Below are 23,500 nucleotides of genomic sequence, written 5' to 3'. Positions count from 1 at the left end.
TGCTCGCAATGGCATGGTGTTGTTGCGTTTCAGGCAGTTTCTGAGTATTATGGATATTATTTTGCTGTGTTGTTAAAATCTGGTTTCACTACCGGCCGCTCCGTTTTCTTGACAGTTCCGCATGCCGAAATAAACATAATTACAGCAAGCACATAAAGCGTTAGATAGCGCCTATGCGAACCAAATAGCCATAATTTAAAAGTTGGCATGACAAGTTAAGTTAGTTAATATAAACTTACAAATACTGATCCATAACCAAAAGACACACTGAAAATAAATTAGTTACATCAAAAGAGTAAAGACTGGAAGATTAAGGAACAAAGATCAGAAGATTAAGGAGCAAAGACGAAAGATTAAGGACAAAACGCTAAATTACCTGCCCAATTTATTTCACCTTTCACTAATTTGTCGACACGCTCACTTCATCAATAGAGCCCGCCCTGGAAAAATATTTGTATAAAGAAGGATCCCTGAGTTTTACGATGATAACCCCACGCCTTGAGCTTGCATGAACTACATATCCGTTTTGAAGGTAAACACCTACATGGCTAAATTGCTTGCCATCAAAATCAAAGAAAACCAGGTCGCCCTCTTTCAATTCTTCTTCATATTTACGCTTAATAACGTTGATTTGCTTACTGGTCATACGTGGGATGGTGATACCATACACCTGTTGCTCTAACAAAAAAGCAAGTCCGGAGCAATCTACCCCATCCTTATCCAGGCCACCAAATTTATAGGGGGTACCCATCCACTGCTCAATAAACGCATATAATCTGCCGTTTTCTATATCGTTTTTGCTTACGCCCATGATCTCAGCGTATTTGGATGCGATATCGGCATTAGGCTGAACTACTTCGCCTGGTTGCCCCCGCATAGCGGCTTTTCTCGAATGACAGGAAGTTAAAATTACCGGTACAAAAAACAAAACGATGCAGTATAAAAAGAGGCGATGTTTGGTCATGCAGTAAAAATAGAATTTAAGCCCGAGTGAATAAGGAGGATGTTTTTAACATATCCACATGGGGATGTGCAGGTTTGCAGATTTTAGATGTGCAGATGAAATTCCACTCTTTTGTCATCCTGAGATACGAAGGATCTATTCGCAGACTACACAGGGCGAAGAAGCATAGTGGAGAATAGATCCTTCACTATCGTTCAGGATGACAAAGCTTTATTATCAGCACATCTAACTTTTAATCACCCTTTGTATCTCATCCAGCTTCATTAAAGCTTCTACAGGTGTCAGCGTATTTACGTCAAGATTATTCAGTGTATCACGAATCTTTACAAGTACCGGGTCATCTATAGAGAACATCTGCATCTGTACGGCTTGTTTTTGCACCTTACGGATGCTTTCTTTAATATGCTCGCCGCCTGTGCGTTCGTTTTCCAGTTTCTTTAATATTTCGTTGGCGCGGGTCAATACCTTTTGAGGCATCCCCGCTAATTTGGCTACGTGTATTCCAAAGCTGTGCTCACTTCCACCCGGTACCAGCTTACGCAGGAATATGATCTGATGACCAACCTCTTTTACCGATACGTTAAAATTCTTGATACGATGAAAAGTATTGCTTAGCTCGTTCAATTCATGATAGTGGGTAGCAAATAATGTTTTAGCCTTGGCAGCAGGGTGATTATGCAAATATTCGGCAATGGACCAGGCAATAGAAATACCATCATAAGTAGATGTACCACGACCGATCTCATCTAACAAAATCAAACTCCGGTCTGATATATTATTCAGGATACTGGCTGTTTCGTTCATCTCCACCATAAAGGTCGATTCGCCCGATGATAGGTTGTCTGATGCGCCTACCCTTGTAAATATCTTATCTACCAGCCCAATCGAAGCCGATTTAGCAGGCACAAAACATCCCATCTGGGCCATTAAAACAATTAAGCCGGTTTGCCTTAACAAGGCCGATTTACCCGCCATATTGGGCCCTGTAATAATGATGATCTGCTGTGTTTCCGAATCTAGGAACACATCATTAGTAATGTAACTTTCACCCAGCGGCAAGTTTTTTTCTATTACCGGGTGGCGTCCGCCTTTAATGTCCAGCACACGGCTTTCATTCATCTCCGGCTTTACATAGTAATTTTTGATGGCTATGGTAGCAAAGTTAAGCAGCACATCCAAGCGGGCTATCAGCTGGGCATTTAGTTGTATCGGTTTAATATACTCTGCAAGTGAATAAAGCAGATCATTATACAAACGTGTTTCCAGCACCAGGATCTTTTCTTCGGCACCTAAAATTTGTTCTTCGTATTCTTTTAGCTCGGGTGTAATATAACGCTCGGCATTTACCAGTGTTTGTTTACGAATCCACTCGGCAGGCACCTTATCACGATGACTATGCGTAACCTCCAGATAGTAGCCAAATACGTTATTGAACGATACTTTTAACGAGGGAATGCCTGTAGCTTCTGCTTCACGTTTCTGAATCTCCAGCAGGTAACCCTTACCTCCAAAAGCTATTTTTCGCAGCCTGTCGAGTTCCTCATTAATACCCTCGTTCATCACAGAACCTTTCACGATCATTACCGGAGGCTCGGGATGCAGTTCGCGTTCTATTTTTTCGCAGATGAGCACGCAGGGGTTAAGCTGCTCGCCTATTGCGCGTAATGGCTGGCTTTTTGAAGTTTCGGCAATCTTCTTGATAACACCAATAGCCATCAACGCTTTTTTAAGCTGACAAACCTCGCGTGGGTTGGCCTTTTGCAAACCGATCTTGGAGATCAGCCTTTCCAGGTCACCAATCTGGCGGATGTTGTTTTGCAGATTTTCGCGGAGTTCTTCATGTTCAATCATGTACTCCACCACACCAAGGCGATCGTTGATAGGTTTTATCTCCTTAAGTGGCATTACAATCCAGCGGCGCAGCAAACGGGCGCCCATGGGCGAGCAGGTATGGTCAAGTACATCAACCAGGGTAAGGGCATTATCATTGGTAGAGCCTACCAGCTCCAGGTTGCGTACGCTGAACCTATCCAACCATAAATACCTGTCTTCTTCAATCCTGCCTATGGCAGAGATATGTTGCAGGTTACGGTGCTCAGTTTCATTAAGGTAATGGATGGCCACTCCTGCCGCTATTATACCAAGGTTAAGCTTATCAATGCCAAAACCTTTAAGCGATTTTACGCCGAAGTGTTTTAACAGCGTTTCGGTAGCGTAATCGCCGCTGTAAGGCCATTCATCAAGGGCGTAGGTATAAAATCTATCGCCGTAGCTCTCCTTAAAATCGCGGGTACGGCTTTTGGGGTAGATCACCTCTGAGGGCGAAAAACTTTGCAGCAGCTTATCAATATAATCGCTGTTACCCTGTGCCGTATGAAACTCGCCGGTTGAAATATCTATAAGGGCAATGCCGATGGTATTTTTTTCAAAGTGCAGCGATGCCAGGTAATTATTACTCTTTTGATTAAGTATATTATCATTGGTGGCCACGCCGGGTGTTACCAGTTCGGTAACGCCACGTTTAACAATGGTTTTGGTAGTCTTGGGGTCTTCCAGCTGATCACAGATAGCCACACGTTGCCCTGCGCGCACCAGCTTGGGTAAATAGGTATCCAGCGAATGATGCGGGAAACCTGCCAGCTCAATATGAGTGCCCACACCATTGCCACGGCGGGTAAGTACAATGCCCAGTATGCCGGCAGCCTTAATGGCATCTTCGCCAAATGTTTCGTAAAAATCACCCACGCGAAACAGCAGCAAAGCACCGGGGTACTTCACCTTTATGGCGTTATATTGCTGCATTAAGGGGGTTTCTTTGGTAGTATCTTTAGCCAAGCGGTTTACTCCTTTTGTTAATCGGGTAAAGTTAATGCATTGCCTGCGGTTTTAGGGCATTGTGGAAAAGTTGGTTTCTTGTGGATATCAGGCAGCTGGCATCCCCTGAATAGGTTATGGTTTAAGGATTTCCTTTAAAAAAGAGAATATCGCCGATCAGATTGATTTTTAATTGTACTCTGTGTTCCATCTGGAACTATGGAAACCTTTAACAATCTAACAATCAAAATATTCCATTTTAGCAAACAGAAATAAACAGATTAAAGACTGACAATGAATCAATTATCTTTTGACGCAAACAGGCATAGCCAACAAAAATCCGCACCTTTCTTTTGCTCAGAAACAAGATCTGGTAGCAAAACAAAAACCCGGATGTAATTATATTATTTCAAAACCTCAAAAAGCTGGCTAGCCATACCTAACCTTTCTTTTCCTGATAAGCTCATCCCATTATTAATTTATAGGCTCGGCAGCAGGAAAATCAACAGGGATCTTTGTTAAAGCATATACATAATTAGTGTATACCCTTACCGCTATCAAACCTGTTAGTTCCATCAAAGCACCTTCGTCAAAACCTGCATCGTAAAAGGCGGTTAATAATTCTTCGTCTGCTTTGCCTTTATTTTCGGCTATAGACTGAGCCAAATGGATGATCGCGTTTAGCCGGGCATCTTCCGTTTGGCCTCTTCTTATGGCAAGGGTTTCGTCTTTTGTAAACCCTCTCATCAATGCCAGCGCGGTATGGCCGGCTAAGCAGTAAGCGCAACCGTTTATTTCAGATACGATCAACGCTACAGCCTCCCTTTCCTTTGGCGTAAATACCCCTTTGCTCAAGGTTTCTTCCAAGTCCAGAAATGCTTTTAGGGCGTTTGACGAATACCCCATGGTTGCATAAAGGTTTGGCACCTTGCCAACACGCTTTTTTAAAGCATCAAATAACACCTGCGATTCAGCACTCACCTGGTCGCGGTTAGGCACATTTATGGTTTTCATGATTATTTCTGTATTATAGAATTGATAATTACTTGTTTTTTTGGCGACTTAGATAAAGCCTTGCAGAATCGCTCATGGTAATGATGGCCCCGCCAAGTATCGCGATATCTTTAATTACCAGCCGCCCTCTGCCAGACAGGTACGGAAAGCCCCATTGATGATCTGTTAAGTGCGGCACCCAGCTTTCGGGGGTGGTCACCAGGAAGGATAGCGTACCCAGCGTCACTATAAAAACAAGGATGCTTCCTATCATGCTTGGCAGCGGTGCAACTTTATGCAATGCCACCAAAACGGCTAATAGCACCAGGAAAGCTCCCAGCCCCTGAGCAAAGCCGTATGTGTTGTTTTCAATATTCCATTGATGATTTGCTGGTACAAGCTCTCCTTCTTTATTCATATGCTTTTTATACTCGCCGGGGTGATTGTAAAAGAAAGACATGAATGGACTGTTAGCTACAAATGGCACAACGCCATCTGCTTCATAGGTAAAGAATTTCAGTCCTCCTATCCAAAGGAAGATAATTACAATGCCGAAGCGTATCACCTTTTTTCCTAACTGATCTAAATTGGCGATGGTATTGATAATGGAAGTTTTCATAACTGTTGTTTTTTGTTGATCAAATTTACAACAGTATGAAGCCCGCAAACATGGACGTTTACGGCTAATACTTGGACAAATCGGCCACAATGGAGATGCCTGTTTTATCGCGAAACGCTTGGGGGGATACCTTTGTGAATTTTTTAAAAACCCGGCTAAAATAAAACTCGTCCTGAAATTGGAGATTATAAGCTATTTCTTTGATGCTTTGCCGGGTTAAATGGAGTTGTTTTTTGGCTTCGAGAATGAGGCGTTCCTGTATCAGCTGTGATGGCGATTTATGAAAATACCGGGTACTGCGCCGGGCAAAATTACCTGGCGACATAGCCAGCAGCTGCGCATAATCCGAGGGTTTATGCATATCAAGGTAATGCTCATCCAACAAATGCCTAAACCTTTCCATCAGTTCATCTTTTTCAACCTTGTCCGTTTGATTGGTTATGGCTTTTATTTTGATACTGCTTGATTTGGCCAGGAAAAGTTGCAGAAAGGCCCGTAATACAATTTCTGAAGGAGCAGATTGGTTAAACTCCTCACTTAACTCATCTAACAATAAATCAAACACTTTGGCTTCCTTATCCGTAAGTACTACAACAGGATCAATATAAATATTATTAAACAGCAATCCGTTACAGGAAACCTCTTCCCGGTGGTATTCAATGCAATAAAAATCACCATGAAACTGCAGCATGATACTTTTTATGGAGGGGCATTCCTCAATATGAACCACCTGCAGCGGCGTAGAGAACAACAACACCGGACCGGTAAACACAAAGGCGCCAAAATCAGCATGAAAAGTTCCCTTTCCGTGCGGGATAAAATAAACTGTATACTCAGAAAATTGCCTGGGGACACATAAAAAGTCCTCCTGCACTTCTTTAAGTCCCAATAAAAACTCGCCCGATTTTGAATATATTTCCTTCAATTATTAATTATAATCAGCATAACCTTTATGCTAATATACTTCTTAAAATACAGTTTAATACCTTTCCTCGCCCGCATATATAGAAAATCAAATCCTATTCAAGCAACAGGGCATCTTCATCATCGGTTAAATTGAGCTGTATGGTATCGCTGCCGGCAATGCCTTCAATGCTCCCTTTAATATGGGCCGCGTTCAGTAAAACCTTATCCAGTTGTTTCTCCCGCGATTTCCACATTTTTTCCATAGCATCGCGTTCCTTCTGGATAGACAGGCGCATACTCATGTACCCTTCGCGGATAGCTTTCCATTGTTCAGAAAACTCACTGCTGGTTAAATAATCATATAGCAGGTGCATTTTATCGCCCTTATTATCCTGCGATTTTACCAGGTTTGATAGCTTAATTATCCCATCGCGCAGGATGTAGGATACTGCTTTTACCTCATCAAAACTACATATCCAAACACCATCCTTCTCGCCAAAGCAATCCATACCTTTTGGATAGCATTGAGTAACTATTACAGCTACATCAACCCCAATACCGCGCATATCTTTTTTAAGCTTATCTATCCAATCGGCGCCAAATGTAGCGGTGCGTTTACTTTCGTAAATAATGCGGCCGCACTCTTGCCCAAATTGGTTACGTACCGTTTGTACACAATCGGCACCACGTACCCCTTTGCCCACCTCACTTATCAAATCAAACGGGAAATAGTTGCGCAGCAACTCCTCTAATATCAACTCTTGTACCTCACCCTGCAATTGCATGGAGCCTTGCTCGGCCTTTCGCTTCATTTCCTCGGCCAGTTTCTTCTGGTCGTCCAATTGCTTTTCAAGCTCCTTTACTTTTAGCTGGTATTCGGTATCTTTTATACTGTGCCGTTCGGCCTCTTGTTTACGTATTTGTTCGCTCAGTTCGTTACGCTGCTCCTGTAACCGGCGCTGCACAGATAGCTCCAACTCTTCTTCCTTTAATTGAAGTTGCTTTTCACGCTGCAAAAACTCCAGCTCTTTTTGTCGGGATAATTTCAGTTTCTCCTCGCTCTCCAGTGCCGAGTTCTTCAGCATCACCACCTGGTTTTCGAAATCCTGGCTGATAGATCTGCGCAGATTTTCTTCAAGCGAAAGTTCTAATTGTTTTTTTTCGGTATTAAGGCGTTGTTCAAACTCCGCTTTTTGCTGCCGTTCCTTACTTAAAAACTCCTCATCTTTTTTGCGGTACTCTTCCTCCTTTTGGCGGGTATAATCCTGCATTTTAAGCCTGAGCTCCTTTTTATACTCCTCGGCCATCACCTCCTCTATCGGAAAACCAAAACCACAACTGGGGCATTTAACTTCTGTAGCCATACTAATTATAATACGAAAAACATTTTCGCACATCAAATATATGGATTTATACTATGCTTACGTTAATACACCGGCAGCTATTGCAGTTGTCGATTATTAATTCTACATTACATCAATGCAAATTTTACAAATTGGCAAGGCCATGTGGAGCTATGATTATGAAATCTCATCGCTTACTTTAATTGACGAGGCCGGATCTCTTTTCTCCTTAACACCTCCGCCTCACCATCGTGAGGGTGAAATTATACTGACCAATAATAGCCTGGTTATTGATGGCTATAATTACTTAAATATTCCACTTAATAAACTAGAGCAAATATACCTGGGGTTTGATGACGTATATAAACGATCATTGGTTAAAAACAATGGAATATTTTGCCAGCCTTTAAGATTACGCTACAGAGAAGGTGACAACATCAATGTTATATACCTCATTGTAGACCATCGTTTTTTTGGTACCAAAAACCAGCTTTGGTTTGATACTTTAAAGCAATTACTATCCGACTAAAGGGTTACCTTTTTCTGCTCCCTTCAAAACAGCAAAATTTTTGTGCTAAAATACATGCTTAGTAAGCCCCAACCAGGGCTGTTTTTTTATTGTGTTTAATCTGCTATATTTGAAAACGTAAGCCGTCACTAAACCAATTTAACCTAACGATCAATACTATTGATCAATAATCTGCAGTGGGGCTTCCCTAAATCTAAATATTAATATGTTTATGAAAAAGCTCGGATTTTTAAGGCTATTTACCTGTTTACCGCTCATTGCACTCATCCTTCCCAACGTTACCGAATCTTTAATGAACCCCAATTACAAAGTACCGCTTTTACATGTTATTATAGCAGCTGCACTGGTAGCGGTAATTGGTATTTGTAGTGTAATTATTTACTATTTACAAAAACAGGAATTAAAGGTGCAGTATCAACGCAATAAAAATTAAACTAAAACAAACGGCGCCCCCATTTGCATGAGCGCGCCGCAGTGTTAATGTGTGTTATAATTATTTAGCTTTAGCAAATTCGCCGTTAGCTTTAATAGTTACTTCGTCGCTTAACATAGCTGAACCAAATTTGCTACCGAAATTAAAGTCAGCACGTTTGATAGTACCAGTTAACTGGAAACCTGCATCATCTGCTTTGCTCATTGGGTTTTGAATTGTACCACGGTACCATAAATCAAATACAGCTGGTTTGGTAACACCTGCTAACGTAAGGTTACCGGTAACTTTGTAATGTTTATCAGATGTTTTAGAGATACCTGTGCTTGTGAAAGTAAGCGTTGGTTTGTTTGCTGCGTCAAAGAAATCAGCAGATTTCAAGTGACCATCGCGTTGATCGTTATCAGTACTTACAGAAGCTGTTTGTACAGTAAATGAAACTTTAGCATCGCTAAAATCTGGTTTTGTTGAAGTTATAGTAGCATCATAAGTTTTAAAAGTGCCGTCAACGTCATTTACCAATAAGTGAGTAACAGTAAATTTAACGTTTGAGTGTGCTTTGTCAACCGTCCAGGTTGTTTGTGCCGATGCAGCAGTGTACAAAAATGCTGATGCTAACAGGATGAAGATTTTTTTCATTGTTCTAAATTTTTTTAAGCTTTGTTTATTTTCTATGGCTCAAAAGTAGGTAAAGAATTTGAATTATTTATAAATAAATGTTTAAACATCTTTTTTTTAGAATAGTATGACAAAACACTACTAATTTAGTGGTATTTATAGAGTAAACTCATAGTATTAAGGGCGTTAGCTAACCAAAATATTCAATTTCGGCAATACACCTACCCTATATTTTCCCACTTCCCGGAGTCAAGGCTACGGTAAATGGCATCAACCACCCTCATATCTTTTAGGCCTTCCTCGCCCGGTACACGGCTTTGTATATTGCGGGTTACACAGCTGGCGAAATCATCCATTTGGGCCGCTTGTTGTACTATCTGCGGAAAGTTCATTGGACCATTACTGGTAAAGCCGTCAATACCGCCATATCCGTAGGCCGGTTCAAGCTGAAACTTACCGCGCTCGGCCTGTACCTTCAGGTAGCCCCAATCATGGTTATAGCTGGATTTCCCGGTAACTTTTTGCCCGCCCGGGAATTTCAGTTCCCAAAAAACGGTTTCATCAACCTCTTTAAAAAAATCGGGCCTGGTTTTCTCCTGGGTAGCTTTTACAGCCAAAGGTTCCTGCCCCAGGGTATAACGAGAACCCTGGATGGAATAAATTCCCATATCCATTAATCCTCCCCCACCGGCCAGGGCTTTTTTTAAGCGCCAGGCGTTAGGATCGCCATTGTAGGTAAAGCCATTACCTGTTTCAATACTGGTAACTTTTCCAAAAATCTGCTTTTGGCCCAACCGCATCAACTCAATAGTATGAGGCTCAAAGTGTAAGCGATAACCAATAGATAATAAACGGTTAGCCTTTTTACATGCGGCTATCATTTCTTCACAATCCTTTGCATTAAGGGCCATGGGCTTTTCGCAGATAACATGCTTACCTGCCTGTGCCGCCCTGATAGTATATTCTTTATGCATAGATACCGGCAGCACTACATATACTATATCTATATCCGGATTTTGGGCAATAGTATCAAAATTTTGATAGTTATAGATGTTCTTCTCGGGGATATTATATTTTTTGGCCCAATCCACTGCCTTTGATGGCGTACCCGTAACAATACCTGCCAAATAGCAGTTTTTTGTTTTTTGGAGGGCCGGTGCCAGTTGCCCACCGCTGTAACTCCCTAAACCAACCAAAGCAATACCCAGTTTTTTGCCGGGTTTAGCCATAGCAAACTGTGACAATGCCGGCCCCAACGCCAACGCGCCAAAACCTACAGAAGCATTACGGATAAAATTTCTGCGTGATGTATTTATTGAAGCCATTTTAATTGATTAAGTAGAATTAGGTTAATGAGCTTAATAGGTTATTAGTCAATAAAAATACAAGTTAATCTGGAATATTGTTTGATGAATTTAAAAAGCTTAATATTTAATAATGAATGGGTAAACATCCTGCCCATTCATTATTAAATTATCATTAGCTTATTTACCAAACGTATAGAAAACTGAAATTGCGATGTCGTTTGAAATTAACCTGAGATCTACGCTGTCACCACTTCCGCTTTGCTGGCCATTTGGATCTTTAGATTTATAATGGTTGTAGTTAAGATCAGCCAATGTAGCAGCAACCCCAAATTTCTTTGATGGGTAGTATACCAAACCAAGGTTTACACCAGCAATATAACCATCTGTTTTACTGTTAGTATTACTGCCGGCATAGTTAGGATCATCATATGTAAACTTATAGTTACTCCTGCCATAACCAATATAAGGGCCGGTACGTATCCCTATTTTATCGTTATACATAAAATACTTTCTTAAAAACACTTTAGCACTATATTCTGTTGTATGTTGTCTTGTGACCAAATTACTACCATTGGTTTGATTACCTGTAGCATAATACAAATTTGTGCCAAGATCCAGTTTATCGGCTATAAAATAACTGTAATTAGGACCAATAAGAAAACTTGTACGTTTGCCGTTCAGGTTTGAAACTACAGTACTTCCGGGGGTGATAAAGGAGTTATTTGAACTTGCATGACTGAACCCCAAATCGAGTCCGAGTGTTTGTGAACCTTTTTCGGTTTGGGCTTTTGAAATTTGAAAAGCCAATAAAAATGCAGGAATTAAAAGCAGGATTTTTTTCATTGTGATTGTTAGTTTGTTGAGCAGTAGGAACGGCTTTTAATATTCAATATTTTATCAAAATGACTATTATTAAATAAATATTTTTTTGGATAAATTGGAATAATATAAGGCATTAAGTGGCGTTAAATCAGGTTTTCTTAAGCCAATAATTAAATTTCGGGGGTAGCTTTCATACGCTTAATACCAGCGGGCGCGAGCGGCATTAACGTCATAAAATAATTGAAAGTAAATGTCAATACCGGGAGAAGTATAATCTGCTTATAATTTAATTATAGCATGTGAAGTTAATATGAATGATTGACGAGGCTTTAATCAATCCTATCTCCCCTCCAGGTTATCCCGATACTCCTTCAATGAGCGCAATATGGACCTCGCAATTGCATTTTGCCCGTCGTTGGAGTTAAGATAATCTTCATCGGCCGGGTTATTAATAAAACCCGTCTCTACCAATACGGCCGGCATCCCGCTTTGTGCCAACACCAGCACGCCCTGCTCTTTTACACCATAACTGTGGCGGCCATCGGTCTTTTTAAATTCGCGGTTTATCAAATCGCCAAACTGGATACTCTGCTTGCGGTATTTTTGCTGAAAAGCGTTCAATACAATGGTGTTAACCACATTATCTTCGCCATAACCATTATACTTATTTTTATAATCCTTTTCTATGTAGATGGCCGCGTTCTCGCGCAGGGCCTCGCGTTGTTCCTGGCTGCGGTGAAAACCATAAACCAACAATAAAGTACCATGCTCTGTAGCTCTTTTTTGCGGGGATGAATTGCAATGGATAGATATAAATAAGTTCCCGTTATTGCTATTGGCTATATCTGTACGTTTATGCAGTTCAATAAAAACGTCGGTACTGCGGGTCATAACTATTTTAATACCAGCCATTTCATCATTCACCAGGTCGCGCAGTTTTTTTGCGATGCTTAACGCCACATTCTTTTCTTTTGAATAAGCTCCATGAGCGCCAGGATCTTTACCGCCATGCCCGGCATCAATAATTAACGTTTTAAATTTAAAGCGACCGGCAAGCGGTTTGCTGCTATCCGTCTGTTGCGCAAATGAACTACTTGCGACTAAGAAGCAGAGTATAAAACAAAAAAATGCAGGGATATTGGTACTTTTTATGCAAGTGGCAGGCATGAATAATATATAAGGATAAGTACTGTAAACATTTTATCTATAAATGGTACAATTAAGATATTGTTTGACGCACATGGTTTAAATATATGATTAATTAAATTTCGCAAAGGTAGTATTAGTTAGCAAGTTAGGTATGTATTGTTTTACAAATTTTAAAAACAACAGCAAATCCTAAAAGCGACGCTATTTTTACGAACCTTTAATTTTATATTTATTGTTTAAAAGTAACCCGCAAACCATAAGTTATTATGTCTTTAAAGAAACTACTATTTACCCTGTTGATATCCACTACATTTGCACAAATCGGCTGCAGCCAGGAAAAACAGATACCTTATGGCGATAATGCTGCCGCAGGTAAATATTATGATGTACGTGGTGTAAAACTATATACCGAAACTTATGGCAGCGGTAAACCGCTGCTGCTAATTCACGGAAACGGCGATAAGATGAGCGCGTTTAAAAACAACATTCCCTATTTTGCCAAAAAATATAAAGTAATAGCTGTTGATAGCCGAGCGCACGGAAAATCTGTTGATATGCGCGATTCCCTGAGTTTTGAGATGATGGCTGATGATTTTGCAGGTTTACTTGATGTAATGCACATCGACTCGGCATATGTGATAGGCTGGAGCGATGGCGGCATCAATGCGCTTGAACTGGCCATGCGTTATCCTAAAAAGGTAATAAAACTGGCCTCAACAGGCGCAAACCTCTGGCCCGATTCAACCGGGATAGTTCCTAAGTATTGGAAAGAAGAACAAATACAATACAATAAAAACAAAAACACCGTTTGGAAAACCGCCAAAGAAAAAAACGACTGGAAGATTTTCCTGCTCGATTGGTTTCAGCCTAATATCAAACTCTCCGAACTAAAGAAAATACAATGCCCCTCCCTTATTATTGGTGGCGACCATGATGTGATCCCAACCGAGCACACCGTAATTATATCACAAAACATCCCTAAAGCATACCTGTGGATAGTACCCAACTCTGGCCACCCAACCCTTGCCGAACATAAGGATGATTTTAATAAGCTGGTTGATGATTTTTTTGAACAGCCTTTTAATAAAAGGTAGATACTGAAATTAAAAAGCTGCTAATGCTATACCCTTAAATGAATCTATTCATTTAAGGGTATAGCATTATTTTGTTTTAAGGCAAAATAACGAGTGACCTAACTTCTTCCCCAAAACTAAGTTATCGAATTTTGCCGCGCTATCCCCGGCAACACACGCTCCAAACCTTCCTAATCCATGACAGACAAGGACAGTTCCAAATCATATAATCCATAGATTAGCATTACCAATTAAAACCAACTATTGTATGCAAATTATTTTTGGAGTTATTTTCCATTTTATCGGCGGCTTTGCCTCGGGGAGCTTTTACATCCCCTACAAAAAAATTAAAGGATGGGCATGGGAAAGCTACTGGATAGTAGGCGGCATTTTTTCCTGGTTTATTGTACCTCCGCTGGCAGCATGGTTAACAATTCCGGGATTTACAGATATACTAACCCATACCACCACATCCGTTATCGGGTGGACTTATTTAATGGGCTTGCTCTGGGGCATTGGGGGGCTCACCTATGGTTTAGGAGTACGCTACCTGGGGGTTTCATTGGGTAGTACCATAATACTTGGGCTTTGCTCTGTATTTGGGGCACTCATACCATCAGTATACTATGATTTTTTTCCAAAAGCAGGTAAAGATACCTTTAGCATGATGGTGCATAACCAATGGGGCCAAATGGTATTATTGGGTATTTTGCTTTGCGTAGTGGGCATTGTTATATGCGGCAAGGCCGGTATGATGAAAGAAAAAGAACTCTCTGCCGATAAAACTATAGCCCAGGAAAATAAGGATTACCGCTTTGGGCTGGGTATTTTGGTTGCCATAGTATCGGGCATATTGAGTGCCTGTTTCAACTTTGGGATTGAGGCCGGTAAAACCATGGCCGATACCGCTAACCACCTTTGGCAGGCCGCACATCCAAACCAGGGTAACTTTTTGTATCAAAACAATGTTACCTATATTATTATACTATGGGGCGGGCTAACCACCAATTTTATATGGTGTATGGTGCTAAACATCCGTAATAAAACGTTTGATAATTATACCGATAAAAAAACGCCGCTGCTTAAAAACTACCTGTTTGCAGCACTGGCGGGTACCACCTGGTTTTTGCAGTTCTTTTTTTACGGTATGGGCGAAAGCAAAATGGGCAATGGCGCCAGTTCATGGATATTGCACATGGCCTTCATTATTTTAGTGGCCAACATGTGGGGCCTGGTACTTAAAGAATGGAAGGGCGTAAGCAAAAAAGCCTTTGCAACAGTAATAGCCGGCATTTTAGTAATTACATTATCAGTACTTGTGGTAGGCTATGGCAATTCATTAAAGTAAAAATCAATATTAAAATAAATCGTTAACTCAATAATTCAGTAATTAAACATATGTCTGTTAAAACAACACAATTTAAGCACGTAAGCTACCTGTGGGATGATGCAAAAGCAGCCGAGCTTGCCGGTGATGAAGTAGCATTATTAATATACCGATCAAACTTATTGGGTGCCGATCTTAGGTTAACCAACTACGGCGGTGGCAATACCTCTTGTAAAGTGACGTCCAAAGACCCACTAACCGGTAGCGATGTTGAAGTAATGTGGATCAAAGGATCGGGCGGTGATATAGGCACCCTTAAAAAAAGCGGTTTAGCAGCCCTTTATGTAGATCGACTGCGTAGCCTCAAAAACGTTTATCGCGGCGTGGCGTATGAAGACGAAATGGTGGAGCTATTTAACCATTGCATTTATGACCTGGCCTCCAAGGCGCCGTCAATCGATACCCCGCTTCATGGATTCTTGCCTTTTAAACATATAGATCACCTGCATCCTGATGCAGCCATAGCTATCGCGGCAGCTAAAGATGGTAAAAAGATAACCCAGGAACTTTTTAACGGTACCATTGGCTGGGTGGAGTGGAAAAAACCAGGCTTTGAGCTGGGCCTGCAATTAAAGCAATGTCTTGACGAAAACCCGGGCATCCGTGGTATTATGTTGGGTTCGCATGGGTTATTTACCTGGGGCGATACCGCCTACGAAAGCTACATCAACACGCTTGAAGTAATTGAGCGCTGTGCCGAATACCTGGAAGAAAACTATGGCAAAAAGGCCCCTGTTTTTGGCGGCCAAAAAATTGATAGCCTTGATGAGGCCGGCCGTAAAAAGCAAGCTGCAGCCATTGCTCCTATTCTGCGTGGTTTTTGCTCAAGTCAAAAGCACATGATTGGTCATTTTACAGATGATGCGCGGGTACTTGAGTTTATTAACTCCAATGATCTTGGCCGTTTGGCACCATTGGGTACCAGCTGCCCCGACCACTTTTTGCGCACCAAGATCAGTCCGCTGGTATTGGAGCTTGAACCGGGCGAGGACCTGAGCGATGTGAAAGCATTACAGGAACGCCTTACCCCTGCATTTGAAGCCTACCGCCAAATGTATACTGATTATTACAACACCTGTAAACACAATAACAGCCCTGCTATAAGGGATACCAACCCGGTGATCATCCTGTATCCGGGGGTTGGCTTGTTCTCGTTCTCTAAAGACAAGCAAACGGCCCGTGTTGCTGCCGAGTTTTATACCAATGCCATCAACGTAATGAAGGGCGCTGAAGCCATATCAGAGTATACCTCATTACCGCGCCAGGAGGCTTTTGATATAGAATACTGGTTATTGGAAGAAGCTAAATTACAGCGCATGCCAAAACCTAAAGCCTTATCCGGTAAAATTGCCCTTATAACAGGCAGTGCGGGTGGCATAGGTAAAGCCATCGCCAAAAAATTTGTTGACGAAGGCGCTGTAGTGATATTAAATGACATGAATACCGAACGTTTAGACAGCGCCGGTGAAGAATTTAAAAAACAATATGGTAAAGATTCATACACCACCGCGGTACTTGATGTTACCAACAGCGAACAGATCAACGCTGCCTTAGAAACTGCGGCCCTGGCTTTTGGTGGGGTTGATATTGTGATCAATAACGCCGGCCTATCCATCTCCAAATCAATTGCCGACCACACGGATAAAGATTGGGATCTGCTTTATGATGTATTGGTAAAGGGCCAGTTCTTTGTTACACAGGCAGCCGTCGCTGTAATGAAAAAACAAGCTATCGGTGGCGACATTATCAACATAGTAAGTAAGAACGCCCTGGTTAGCGGACCAAACAATGCCGGTTACGGATCGGCTAAAGCCGCGCAGCTGCACCTGAGCCGCTTAAATGCTGCTGAGTTAGGTGCCGACAGTATCCGCGTGAACGTGGTAAATCCCGACGCCGTTATCAGCGACAGCAATATATGGGCTGGCGGCTGGGCCGAAGGTCGTGCAAAAGCTTATGGTATTACCGTAGCCGAATTGCCTGCTTACTATGCAAAGCGTACCTTACTGAACGAGATCATTTTACCTGCCGATATTGCTGATGCCTGTTTTGCCTTTACCGGCGGCCTGCTCAACAAATCAACTGGTAACGTGTTGAATGTTGACGGCGGTGTAGCGATGGCGTTTGTGAGATAGATTTTTGGACAAAGGATTTTCGGACGAAGAACAAAGGACTTTAAATAAAACAAAATGTCATGCCGAACTTGTTTCGGCATCCCACAGGACGGGTCTGTAGCATGCTGAAAACTCAGCATTTGGGATCCCGAAATAAATTCGGGATGACTCGGTAGAGTTTGAGACTTACGAAGTTTTAAAAACTTCGTAAGTCTTGGATCCTGCAACTTGTCATAGGACAAAGGACTTTAAATAAAACAAAATGTTATGCCGAACTTGTTTCGGCATCCCACAGGACAGGCCTACAACATGCTGGAAACTTAGCATGTGGGATCCCGAAATAAATTCGGGATGACTCGGTAAAGTTTGAGACTTACGAAGTTTTAAAAACTTCGTAAGTCTGGATTCTACAACTTGCCATTGCGAGGCACGCTTGCAATGACATCATTCTTGAAAAATTATAAACCGATAACAATGCAATTAGAGAAGAGCATAATCGAAGAATATAATCACCAGCACCAAACAGCGCACCAACGCAAGTTTGATTTTATTGCCGCTGATGTAAACGGACTGGATACTATTCTAAAAAAGTTAATTGATTTTAATATAGCTATACCAAGCTGGGCTTTGGGCACCGGCGGTACCCGTTTTGGTCGTTTTTCTGGTGGTGGCGAACCGCGCAGTCTGGAAGAAAAAATAGAGGATGTGGGTTTGATCCACGCCTTAAACAGAAGCAGTAATTCCATATCGCTGCATATCCCATGGGATATCCCAAAGAATGCTGCTGATATTAAGGCTCATGCTGCCCAATTAGGTTTACACTTTGATGCTGTTAACTCCAACACCTTCCAGGACCAGGCATCGCAGGAACTCAGTTACAAATATGGCTCATTACACCATGTAGATAAAGCTGTACGCAAGCAAGCTATCGCCCACAACATCGAGGTGATCAAATACGGCGTTGAGCTGGATTCAAAAGCTTTGTCTGTTTGGTTATCTGATGGATCAAATTTCCCCGGTCAGTTAAATATGCGTGGCGCTTTTGAACGCACACTGGAAAGCCTGCAGGAAATTTACGAAGCCTTACCTGCCGATTGGAAAGTTTGGGTAGAATATAAACCTTACGAACCAAACTTTTACTCCACCACCATTGGCGATTGGGGGCAATCATACTTATTGTCATCCAAATTAGGCAGCAAGGCACAAACTTTGGTGGATTTAGGTCACCATTTGGGTAGTACTAATATTGAGCAAATAGTTTCTTTATTGCTGATGGAGGGCAAGCTGGCCGGTTTCCACTTTAACGATTCTAAATACGGCGATGATGACCTTACCGTTGGCAGTATCAACCCATATCAGTTGTTCTTGATATTTAACGAACTGGTAGAAGGTATGGATGCACGCGGAATGAACCATGCTACTGCTATAGGCTGGATGATAGATGCATCGCACAATGTGAAAGACCCAATTGAGGACTTGATCCAATCTGTTGAGGCTATCAAAATAGCTTATGCACAAGCCTTATTGGTTGATGTAACCGCTTTAAAACAGGCGCAGCAAGACAATGACGTAGTAAAAGCCCAGGAGATATTACAGCATGCCTACCGTACAGATGTTCGTTCGTTACTGGCAGAGGCACGTTTACGTGCCGGCGGCGTATTAGATCCGTTGGCTTTATACAGGCAACAGGCGGTCCGTAACCAACTGATTAAAGAACGGGGAGCAAAGGCAGTATCAACCGGATTATAATATGGCGCAAATACCCGTAATAGCTGTTTTTGATGTTGGCAAAACCAACAAGAAGCTGTTCCTGTTTGACGAGAACTACAAGATAGTTTTTGAACGGACGGCCCGCTTCCTGGAAACCCACGACGAGGACGGCGACCCGTGTGAAAATCTCGATAGCTTGCGCTTATCGGTATTTGATTCGCTGCGCGAAATTTTCAAGCATAAAGAGTTTGATTTAAAAGCGGTTAACTTCTCTACCTACGGGGCAAGTTTTGTTTACGTAGATGAAGATGGAACGCCACTAACCCCATTATATAATTACCTTAAACCATATCCACCAGAATTAGGCAGGCAGTTTTATGAAACCTATGGCGATGAAGCCCGGTTTGCACGTGAAACTGCCTCGCCCGTTTTGGGTAACCTCAACTCGGGCTTGCAGCTTTACCGGCTTAAATACCAGCAGCCCGAGGTTTTCAAAAAGCTAAAATATGCCCTGCACCTGCCGCAATATATGAGTTACCTGCTCAGCGGTCAGATGGTTACCGATCTTACCAGCATCGGCTGCCATACCGCCCTTTGGGATTTTGGCAGCAACAATTACCACCGCTGGGTTAGTGATGAAGGCATACTCCCTAAAATGGCACCCTTAAAACCCGCCGATAGTGTATTGCCTTCTGTATTCCCCGGAAGTACCTTTTGTGTGGGCATAGGCTTGCATGACAGTTCTGCGGCGCTTATCCCCTATTTGGTGAGTTTTAATATGCCTTTTGTGCTTATATCAACCGGCACGTGGTCTATCAGCTTAAACCCATTTAACCAAACACCGCTTACAGCCGATGAGTTAAAAAACGATTGCCTTAACTACCTGCAATATAAAGGCAGCCCCGTTAAAGCATCGCGACTTTTCACCGGTTACGAATACGAACAACAGATAAAACGAATTGCCACCCACTTTAACCAGGATCAGATAGCTTACCGCACCATCAACTATGATCCTGCGGTTATAGCAAAGCTTAATAAACAAACTACGTTACACAGTCAAAAACAGGAAGGCGAATTACAAAAATCTGTTTTTGAACAGCGCAACTTAAATGACTTTAGTACTGATATAGAAGCCTACCATCAATTAATGATAGATATAGTTAACCAGCAAACCATATCAACCAACTACATACTGCAAGGATGCAAAGTGCAAAGGATATTTGTTGATGGCGGATTTAGCAAAAACAGTGTATTTATGCACCTGCTGGCGCTCGCGTTTCCACAATTGGAGGTTTACGCTGCCTCAATGGCCCAGGCTACAGCTGTGGGTACGGCCCTGGCAGTTCATCAATGCTGGAATACCAAACCGTTGCCGCATGATTTAATTGAGCTGAAGTATTATTCTGGAGTGCATGATGAGGTAGTGTAACCTGCCAATTGCTACGCTGCCAATGATATTTTTAGCAAAAAGCTTTTGTCAATCCTGAATGATTTGAAGAATCTGTTACTCGCAATGCTTCTTCGCCCTGTAAAGTCTGCGAATAGATCCTTCGTTCCTAGCAGGACAAACCTTTTTAAAACGTCATTTCTCCTTCAGAGTCCACTTGATTTCATACCTCGCAATCACATAATTTATTATCGTAGCTCCTTTACCAAACCCACAATATCCCCAACAACCCCAGCGTCTTTAATGATCCGCTCATGCCCAAGACCAACGTACTCCTTTGTTAAAATATCAGGATGAGCGCTTAAAAACTCCCGCAAATAATTGTACGGCGAAATTTTATCGTCCTGGTCAAATGCCAGCCAGTGTTTAATAGCTGGGCTATCTTTATAAAGATCATTAAGGTTAAAATCAGATGCTTTTAACTCAAACAGTGTTTCAAAAGCTTCAAAAAACTTTTCCTTTGCCGAAGCAGGAGCTTCCACCGAGTCCATCGTGGCGATAAAGTTTTCTTTGAGTTTGATCAGTGGCGCAATACTAATCTGCAATGCCGGTTTAGCGCCGGATTCGTTCATGGCGATTATGTTAGCCATGGCACCAAGCGAGTGCCCGATCAGCACATCGGGAGTACCGTAAGTTTCGATCACAGCTTTTGCTGCCTTTACAAAAAGGATTAGGTTGGATAGTTCTCCTTCCGAACTGGCATTACCCGGTGCATCAAAGGCTATGATCTGTAAATCTTCAACGGTTTTCAAACCCGCTATCACCTCATCAAAGTCGATTGCTTTTGAGCCCCAGCCATGAGTAATTAATACCTTTCGGCTGCCATTACCCCAAATAAAACCGTTAAACTTTAATATCGATCTGCTAAAATGCGGATCATCAACTTCCAGGCTAAACCTCGTTGCTTCATCCAACAAAACTTGTTGCTGTAGTCTTGGCAACATTTTTGGCGAGTAGCAGATCAACTCCCAAAGCATGTCGGTGAGGTGTTGATTTTCTTTATTCTCTAAAGCCAGGATATGCCTGTATAGCAGTTTTAGTTTCTTCATGAAGCATGTTCAGGAAGCTAAGGTAGCTAAGTATAGTTAGATTAAAAAAAATGTCAATCCGAGTATCGCGGAGCAGCTATTTACGAACTATTCAACTCAGATTTGTATGGCGCGCAATAGATGCTTCATTTCCGTTACCCACGACGAGTTTTGCAAAAAAACTTTTTGTCATCCTGAACGCAGTGAAGGATCTGTTGTTCGCCATGCTTCTTCGCCCTGTACAGTCTGCAAATAGATCCTTCACTGCGTTCAGGATGACAAAACTTTTTAAAACGTCATTTCACCTCCTTCCCCCTACCTAACCACAGTAAAGCATTTATCAGCAACTGATTCTGCGTATCGTTATCAAATGTTTGGGAAAGAGACCTGTTGGTGCCACCATCATAATCCATATCATTGTGCCCCATGTTAAAATAAACCATGCGGTATTTCTTATTAGTCCACACTACCGGGTAGTATCCACTGTGCCATATTTCGTGTGGCTTTGGCCCGTTACCAAGCGGAAAACTGGTTGAATCAATAGATAGTAATATATCGATATCCGGATTTTTACGCAGGTCATGTTCCCAGCGGTACCATTCGTTTGGTTGTGTTTTAAATGTTGCCGGCAAGCCTTTGGTTACCGGGTGCTTAGTATCCTCTACCCGCAAAATAGCCGATGTGGGGTGCCAGGTATTACTTACATACTGACCAGCACCCAGGAACTCATTATGATACCAATCCCAATTTTGCGGATAATCTGACGGCGTAAGCGCGAATGCCGAAAAATGAAATCCCATCCAGGCACCCCCTTTTTTCATGTATTGTTCAAATGCGGCCCGTTGATCGGCATCATCTGGCCGGGTATCTAAAAACAGCACCACCTGGTATTTAGCCAAAAACTCCGGGTTCATATTGCTCCAGTTTTTGGTAGAATCGTAGGTGAAATTGTATTTCTTTCCCATCTCGGGGAAGCGTTTATTGGCTTCATGCATAAAACTGATATGCGCTTTATCGTTACGGCCAGTATAAAAGGCAATCACCTTAAAGGGCCTGGTGTTTTGTGCACCGGCAGTATAAAAGCTTAAACAAATTATACAAAGCACAATTGCCTGGGCTGCAAATTTTGAGATACGTGTGGTCATAATTTTTGTTGATTTGCTAATTGTTGTATAAAACTAAATCTTTTTACTTTAATGAAAGTGGCAGAATATGGGTTGAGAGGTAATGTAGGGCAACAACAGCAGGAAACCAAAGCCGTAAATCGTGAAAATCACTACCAATCAGTAGCTTCCTATTTAATTGGTTACACTATAAATAAAAAAACAGCCGTTGTATTACTACAAATGGCTGCTCCTAAGTTATTGCCCCTATACATAACTTATTACTCAAAAGTATAACAGGAGATTTGCAAAAATGCAAGCAGTATTACTCAATCACCATTCGGAATTTACCCTTTTTATCTGGTGGATTTTACGCTCAAAATTGCTCATTTATTCAAATAAGAATGCCCGGTTAAGATATAACCAGGCATGGGGTATTAAATATAAGTTTATAAATGGGTGCTAAACAGGTAAGCATATTACAGGCATTTCAGCTGCCTTATGATCAATACCATCAGGCTACTGTTATACTATTGCCTTTTGCTGCTTTTGGCCATACCAATACCAGCAGTACAAATAAACATGCTTAACAACAAAAAAAACTCAATGTAAACGTGGCTAAAAGGGACGAAACGCCCAGCGGATATGTACCGCGGAGATTCTGAAAATTTCCAATTCTTCCATATTTAACCATTTGCTAAGTACAATTTACAACTTTAGAAAATAAAAAGCAAATAATATACTCAAAAAGAAAATAATATTTTCAAATTGGTTAAATCATAAAAAATCTCAGTTAAGTTTATTGATTATTATAAATAAATTATAGATTAAAGTGCGCTTCAATACCCTTAGCTAAGTATTCATCTATACCTTTTCCTATTTGCTGCAATGGTATTTGATGATCACCGAAACGGTGCTCAATAACTACCCAGCCGTAAAAATTTGTTTTGGTGATGGTATGAAACGAGGAATGGCTAAAAACACTAAAGGTAGTTTTACCAGTATCTACTCTGATTATCTTATATGTTTTTTCACCTATTAATAATTCAAAAGCTTCCATAATAATGTTTATACAAACTTATAGGGTAACCCACTTACCTGCAAGCCCAATAACACCCGTATTTTAACCCATTGAAAATTCAGTGTT

The 23,500-nt window shown here is 41.6% G+C and carries 22 protein-coding genes; 9 read left to right on the top strand and 13 right to left on the bottom strand.

Annotated elements, in window-relative coordinates; genetic code table 11:
- Positions 1-400: 400 nt before the first annotated feature.
- From AC1DYB_RS12020 to AC1DYB_RS11995, 6 genes are all read right to left on the bottom strand, one after another.
- Complete coding sequence (locus AC1DYB_RS12020) at positions 401-964, bottom strand: C40 family peptidase (RefSeq protein WP_477435154.1); 564 nt, start codon at positions 962-964, stop codon at positions 401-403.
- 225 nt (positions 965-1,189) lie between these two features.
- Complete coding sequence (mutS, locus tag AC1DYB_RS12015; protein WP_477435152.1) at positions 1,190-3,799, bottom strand: DNA mismatch repair protein MutS; 2,610 nt, start codon at positions 3,797-3,799, stop codon at positions 1,190-1,192.
- Positions 3,800-4,252: 453 nt separating this feature from the next.
- Complete coding sequence (locus tag AC1DYB_RS12010) at positions 4,253-4,792, bottom strand: carboxymuconolactone decarboxylase family protein (protein ID WP_477435150.1); 540 nt, start codon at positions 4,790-4,792, stop codon at positions 4,253-4,255.
- A gap of 28 nt (positions 4,793-4,820) precedes the next feature.
- Entirely contained in the window at positions 4,821-5,390 is a 570-nt protein-coding gene (locus AC1DYB_RS12005; protein WP_477435148.1) for a DUF417 family protein, read from the bottom strand.
- Between the two features lie 64 nt (positions 5,391-5,454).
- On the bottom strand, positions 5,455-6,315 hold the full coding sequence (locus tag AC1DYB_RS12000) for a helix-turn-helix domain-containing protein (RefSeq protein ID WP_477435146.1): 861 nt from the start codon (positions 6,313-6,315) through the stop codon (positions 5,455-5,457).
- Positions 6,316-6,409: 94 nt separating this feature from the next.
- On the bottom strand, positions 6,410-7,660 hold the full coding sequence (locus AC1DYB_RS11995; protein ID WP_477435144.1) for a DUF2130 domain-containing protein: 1,251 nt from the start codon (positions 7,658-7,660) through the stop codon (positions 6,410-6,412).
- Between the two features lie 115 nt (positions 7,661-7,775).
- On the opposite strand from AC1DYB_RS11995, the gene AC1DYB_RS11990 reads away from it, so the two are divergent.
- Together AC1DYB_RS11990 and AC1DYB_RS11985 are read left to right on the top strand one after the other, a co-directional pair.
- Complete coding sequence (locus tag AC1DYB_RS11990) at positions 7,776-8,168, top strand: hypothetical protein (RefSeq protein WP_295710940.1); 393 nt, start codon at positions 7,776-7,778, stop codon at positions 8,166-8,168.
- A 211-nt stretch (positions 8,169-8,379) separates the two neighbouring features.
- Positions 8,380-8,601, top strand: coding sequence for a hypothetical protein (locus AC1DYB_RS11985; RefSeq protein WP_295710941.1), 222 nt, complete (start codon positions 8,380-8,382; stop codon positions 8,599-8,601).
- A gap of 60 nt (positions 8,602-8,661) precedes the next feature.
- Here the strand turns inward: AC1DYB_RS11985 and AC1DYB_RS11980 are convergent, their stop codons facing one another.
- The 4 genes from AC1DYB_RS11980 to AC1DYB_RS11965 form a co-directional block, all read right to left on the bottom strand.
- Positions 8,662-9,237, bottom strand: a complete 576-nt coding sequence (locus AC1DYB_RS11980) for a YceI family protein (protein ID WP_295710942.1) — start codon at positions 9,235-9,237, stop codon at positions 8,662-8,664.
- A gap of 200 nt (positions 9,238-9,437) precedes the next feature.
- Entirely contained in the window at positions 9,438-10,541 is a 1,104-nt protein-coding gene (locus tag AC1DYB_RS11975) for a Gfo/Idh/MocA family protein (protein WP_477435141.1), read from the bottom strand.
- A 159-nt stretch (positions 10,542-10,700) separates the two neighbouring features.
- Positions 10,701-11,366: a hypothetical protein gene (locus tag AC1DYB_RS11970; protein WP_477435139.1), complete on the bottom strand. Its 666-nt coding sequence runs from the start codon at positions 11,364-11,366 to the stop codon at positions 10,701-10,703.
- A 318-nt stretch (positions 11,367-11,684) separates the two neighbouring features.
- A complete protein-coding gene (locus tag AC1DYB_RS11965) occupies positions 11,685-12,512 on the bottom strand; it encodes an N-acetylmuramoyl-L-alanine amidase family protein (protein ID WP_477435137.1) in 828 nt (275 codons plus the stop codon).
- Positions 12,513-12,760: 248 nt separating this feature from the next.
- Between AC1DYB_RS11965 and AC1DYB_RS11960 the strand changes: the two genes are divergently transcribed.
- The 5 genes from AC1DYB_RS11960 (at position 12,761) to AC1DYB_RS11940 (ending at position 20,204) form a co-directional block, all read left to right on the top strand.
- Positions 12,761-13,588: an alpha/beta fold hydrolase gene (locus AC1DYB_RS11960; RefSeq protein ID WP_477435135.1), complete on the top strand. Its 828-nt coding sequence runs from the start codon at positions 12,761-12,763 to the stop codon at positions 13,586-13,588.
- A gap of 247 nt (positions 13,589-13,835) precedes the next feature.
- Positions 13,836-14,915 (top strand): L-rhamnose/proton symporter RhaT, encoded by a 1,080-nt coding sequence (rhaT, locus tag AC1DYB_RS11955; RefSeq protein ID WP_295710948.1) that lies wholly within the window; start codon positions 13,836-13,838, stop codon positions 14,913-14,915.
- A gap of 50 nt (positions 14,916-14,965) precedes the next feature.
- Positions 14,966-17,086 carry a bifunctional aldolase/short-chain dehydrogenase gene (locus AC1DYB_RS11950; RefSeq protein ID WP_477435133.1) on the top strand — a complete coding sequence of 707 codons (2,121 nt, stop codon included), beginning with the start codon at positions 14,966-14,968 and terminating at the stop codon, positions 17,084-17,086.
- A 453-nt stretch (positions 17,087-17,539) separates the two neighbouring features.
- Positions 17,540-18,814, top strand: a complete 1,275-nt coding sequence (locus tag AC1DYB_RS11945; protein ID WP_477435131.1) for a sugar isomerase — start codon at positions 17,540-17,542, stop codon at positions 18,812-18,814.
- A 1-nt stretch (position 18,815) separates the two neighbouring features.
- Positions 18,816-20,204: an FGGY-family carbohydrate kinase gene (locus AC1DYB_RS11940; protein ID WP_477435129.1), complete on the top strand. Its 1,389-nt coding sequence runs from the start codon at positions 18,816-18,818 to the stop codon at positions 20,202-20,204.
- A 206-nt stretch (positions 20,205-20,410) separates the two neighbouring features.
- On the opposite strand, the gene AC1DYB_RS11935 is transcribed toward AC1DYB_RS11940, so the two are convergent.
- Entirely contained in the window at positions 20,411-21,271 is an 861-nt protein-coding gene (locus AC1DYB_RS11935; protein ID WP_477435127.1) for an alpha/beta fold hydrolase, read from the bottom strand.
- A 275-nt stretch (positions 21,272-21,546) separates the two neighbouring features.
- Positions 21,547-22,395, bottom strand: coding sequence for a ThuA domain-containing protein (locus AC1DYB_RS11930; RefSeq protein ID WP_477435125.1), 849 nt, complete (start codon positions 22,393-22,395; stop codon positions 21,547-21,549).
- Between the two features lie 51 nt (positions 22,396-22,446).
- On the opposite strand from AC1DYB_RS11930, the gene AC1DYB_RS11925 reads away from it, so the two are divergent.
- Positions 22,447-22,650 (top strand): hypothetical protein, encoded by a 204-nt coding sequence (locus AC1DYB_RS11925; RefSeq protein WP_477435123.1) that lies wholly within the window; start codon positions 22,447-22,449, stop codon positions 22,648-22,650.
- Positions 22,651-22,808: 158 nt separating this feature from the next.
- Positions 22,809-22,943, top strand: coding sequence for a hypothetical protein (locus AC1DYB_RS11920; RefSeq protein ID WP_295710962.1), 135 nt, complete (start codon positions 22,809-22,811; stop codon positions 22,941-22,943).
- A 230-nt stretch (positions 22,944-23,173) separates the two neighbouring features.
- Here the strand turns inward: AC1DYB_RS11920 and AC1DYB_RS11915 are convergent, their stop codons facing one another.
- Positions 23,174-23,413 carry a hypothetical protein gene (locus tag AC1DYB_RS11915; RefSeq protein ID WP_295710965.1) on the bottom strand — a complete coding sequence of 80 codons (240 nt, stop codon included), beginning with the start codon at positions 23,411-23,413 and terminating at the stop codon, positions 23,174-23,176.
- Positions 23,414-23,500 lie beyond the last annotated feature (87 nt).

The organism is Mucilaginibacter sp. P2_A4, assembly GCF_056405015.1.
Note: the sequence above shows the minus strand (reverse complement) of the source record. Positions and strands in the feature narration are given on the sequence as shown.

Coding starts and splice junctions, on each gene's coding strand:
- AC1DYB_RS11985 (WP_295710941.1), top strand. CDS start 8,380: ATGAAAAAGCTCGGATTTTTAAGGCTATTTACCTGTTTACCGCTCATT.
- AC1DYB_RS11960 (WP_477435135.1), top strand. CDS start 12,761: ATGTCTTTAAAGAAACTACTATTTACCCTGTTGATATCCACTACATTT.
- AC1DYB_RS11990 (WP_295710940.1), top strand. CDS start 7,776: ATGCAAATTTTACAAATTGGCAAGGCCATGTGGAGCTATGATTATGAA.
- AC1DYB_RS11935 (WP_477435127.1), bottom strand. CDS start 21,271: ATGAAGAAACTAAAACTGCTATACAGGCATATCCTGGCTTTAGAGAAT.
- AC1DYB_RS11950 (WP_477435133.1), top strand. CDS start 14,966: ATGTCTGTTAAAACAACACAATTTAAGCACGTAAGCTACCTGTGGGAT.
- AC1DYB_RS11915 (WP_295710965.1), bottom strand. CDS start 23,413: ATGGAAGCTTTTGAATTATTAATAGGTGAAAAAACATATAAGATAATC.
- AC1DYB_RS11970 (WP_477435139.1), bottom strand. CDS start 11,366: ATGAAAAAAATCCTGCTTTTAATTCCTGCATTTTTATTGGCTTTTCAA.
- AC1DYB_RS12020 (WP_477435154.1), bottom strand. CDS start 964: ATGACCAAACATCGCCTCTTTTTATACTGCATCGTTTTGTTTTTTGTA.
- AC1DYB_RS11925 (WP_477435123.1), top strand. CDS start 22,447: ATGAAAGTGGCAGAATATGGGTTGAGAGGTAATGTAGGGCAACAACAG.
- AC1DYB_RS11945 (WP_477435131.1), top strand. CDS start 17,540: ATGCAATTAGAGAAGAGCATAATCGAAGAATATAATCACCAGCACCAA.
- AC1DYB_RS12005 (WP_477435148.1), bottom strand. CDS start 5,390: ATGAAAACTTCCATTATCAATACCATCGCCAATTTAGATCAGTTAGGA.
- AC1DYB_RS11965 (WP_477435137.1), bottom strand. CDS start 12,512: ATGCCTGCCACTTGCATAAAAAGTACCAATATCCCTGCATTTTTTTGT.
- AC1DYB_RS11995 (WP_477435144.1), bottom strand. CDS start 7,660: ATGGCTACAGAAGTTAAATGCCCCAGTTGTGGTTTTGGTTTTCCGATA.
- AC1DYB_RS11980 (WP_295710942.1), bottom strand. CDS start 9,237: ATGAAAAAAATCTTCATCCTGTTAGCATCAGCATTTTTGTACACTGCT.
- AC1DYB_RS11975 (WP_477435141.1), bottom strand. CDS start 10,541: ATGGCTTCAATAAATACATCACGCAGAAATTTTATCCGTAATGCTTCT.
- AC1DYB_RS11920 (WP_295710962.1), top strand. CDS start 22,809: ATGGGTGCTAAACAGGTAAGCATATTACAGGCATTTCAGCTGCCTTAT.
- AC1DYB_RS12010 (WP_477435150.1), bottom strand. CDS start 4,792: ATGAAAACCATAAATGTGCCTAACCGCGACCAGGTGAGTGCTGAATCG.
- AC1DYB_RS11940 (WP_477435129.1), top strand. CDS start 18,816: ATGGCGCAAATACCCGTAATAGCTGTTTTTGATGTTGGCAAAACCAAC.
- rhaT (WP_295710948.1), top strand. CDS start 13,836: ATGCAAATTATTTTTGGAGTTATTTTCCATTTTATCGGCGGCTTTGCC.
- AC1DYB_RS11930 (WP_477435125.1), bottom strand. CDS start 22,395: ATGACCACACGTATCTCAAAATTTGCAGCCCAGGCAATTGTGCTTTGT.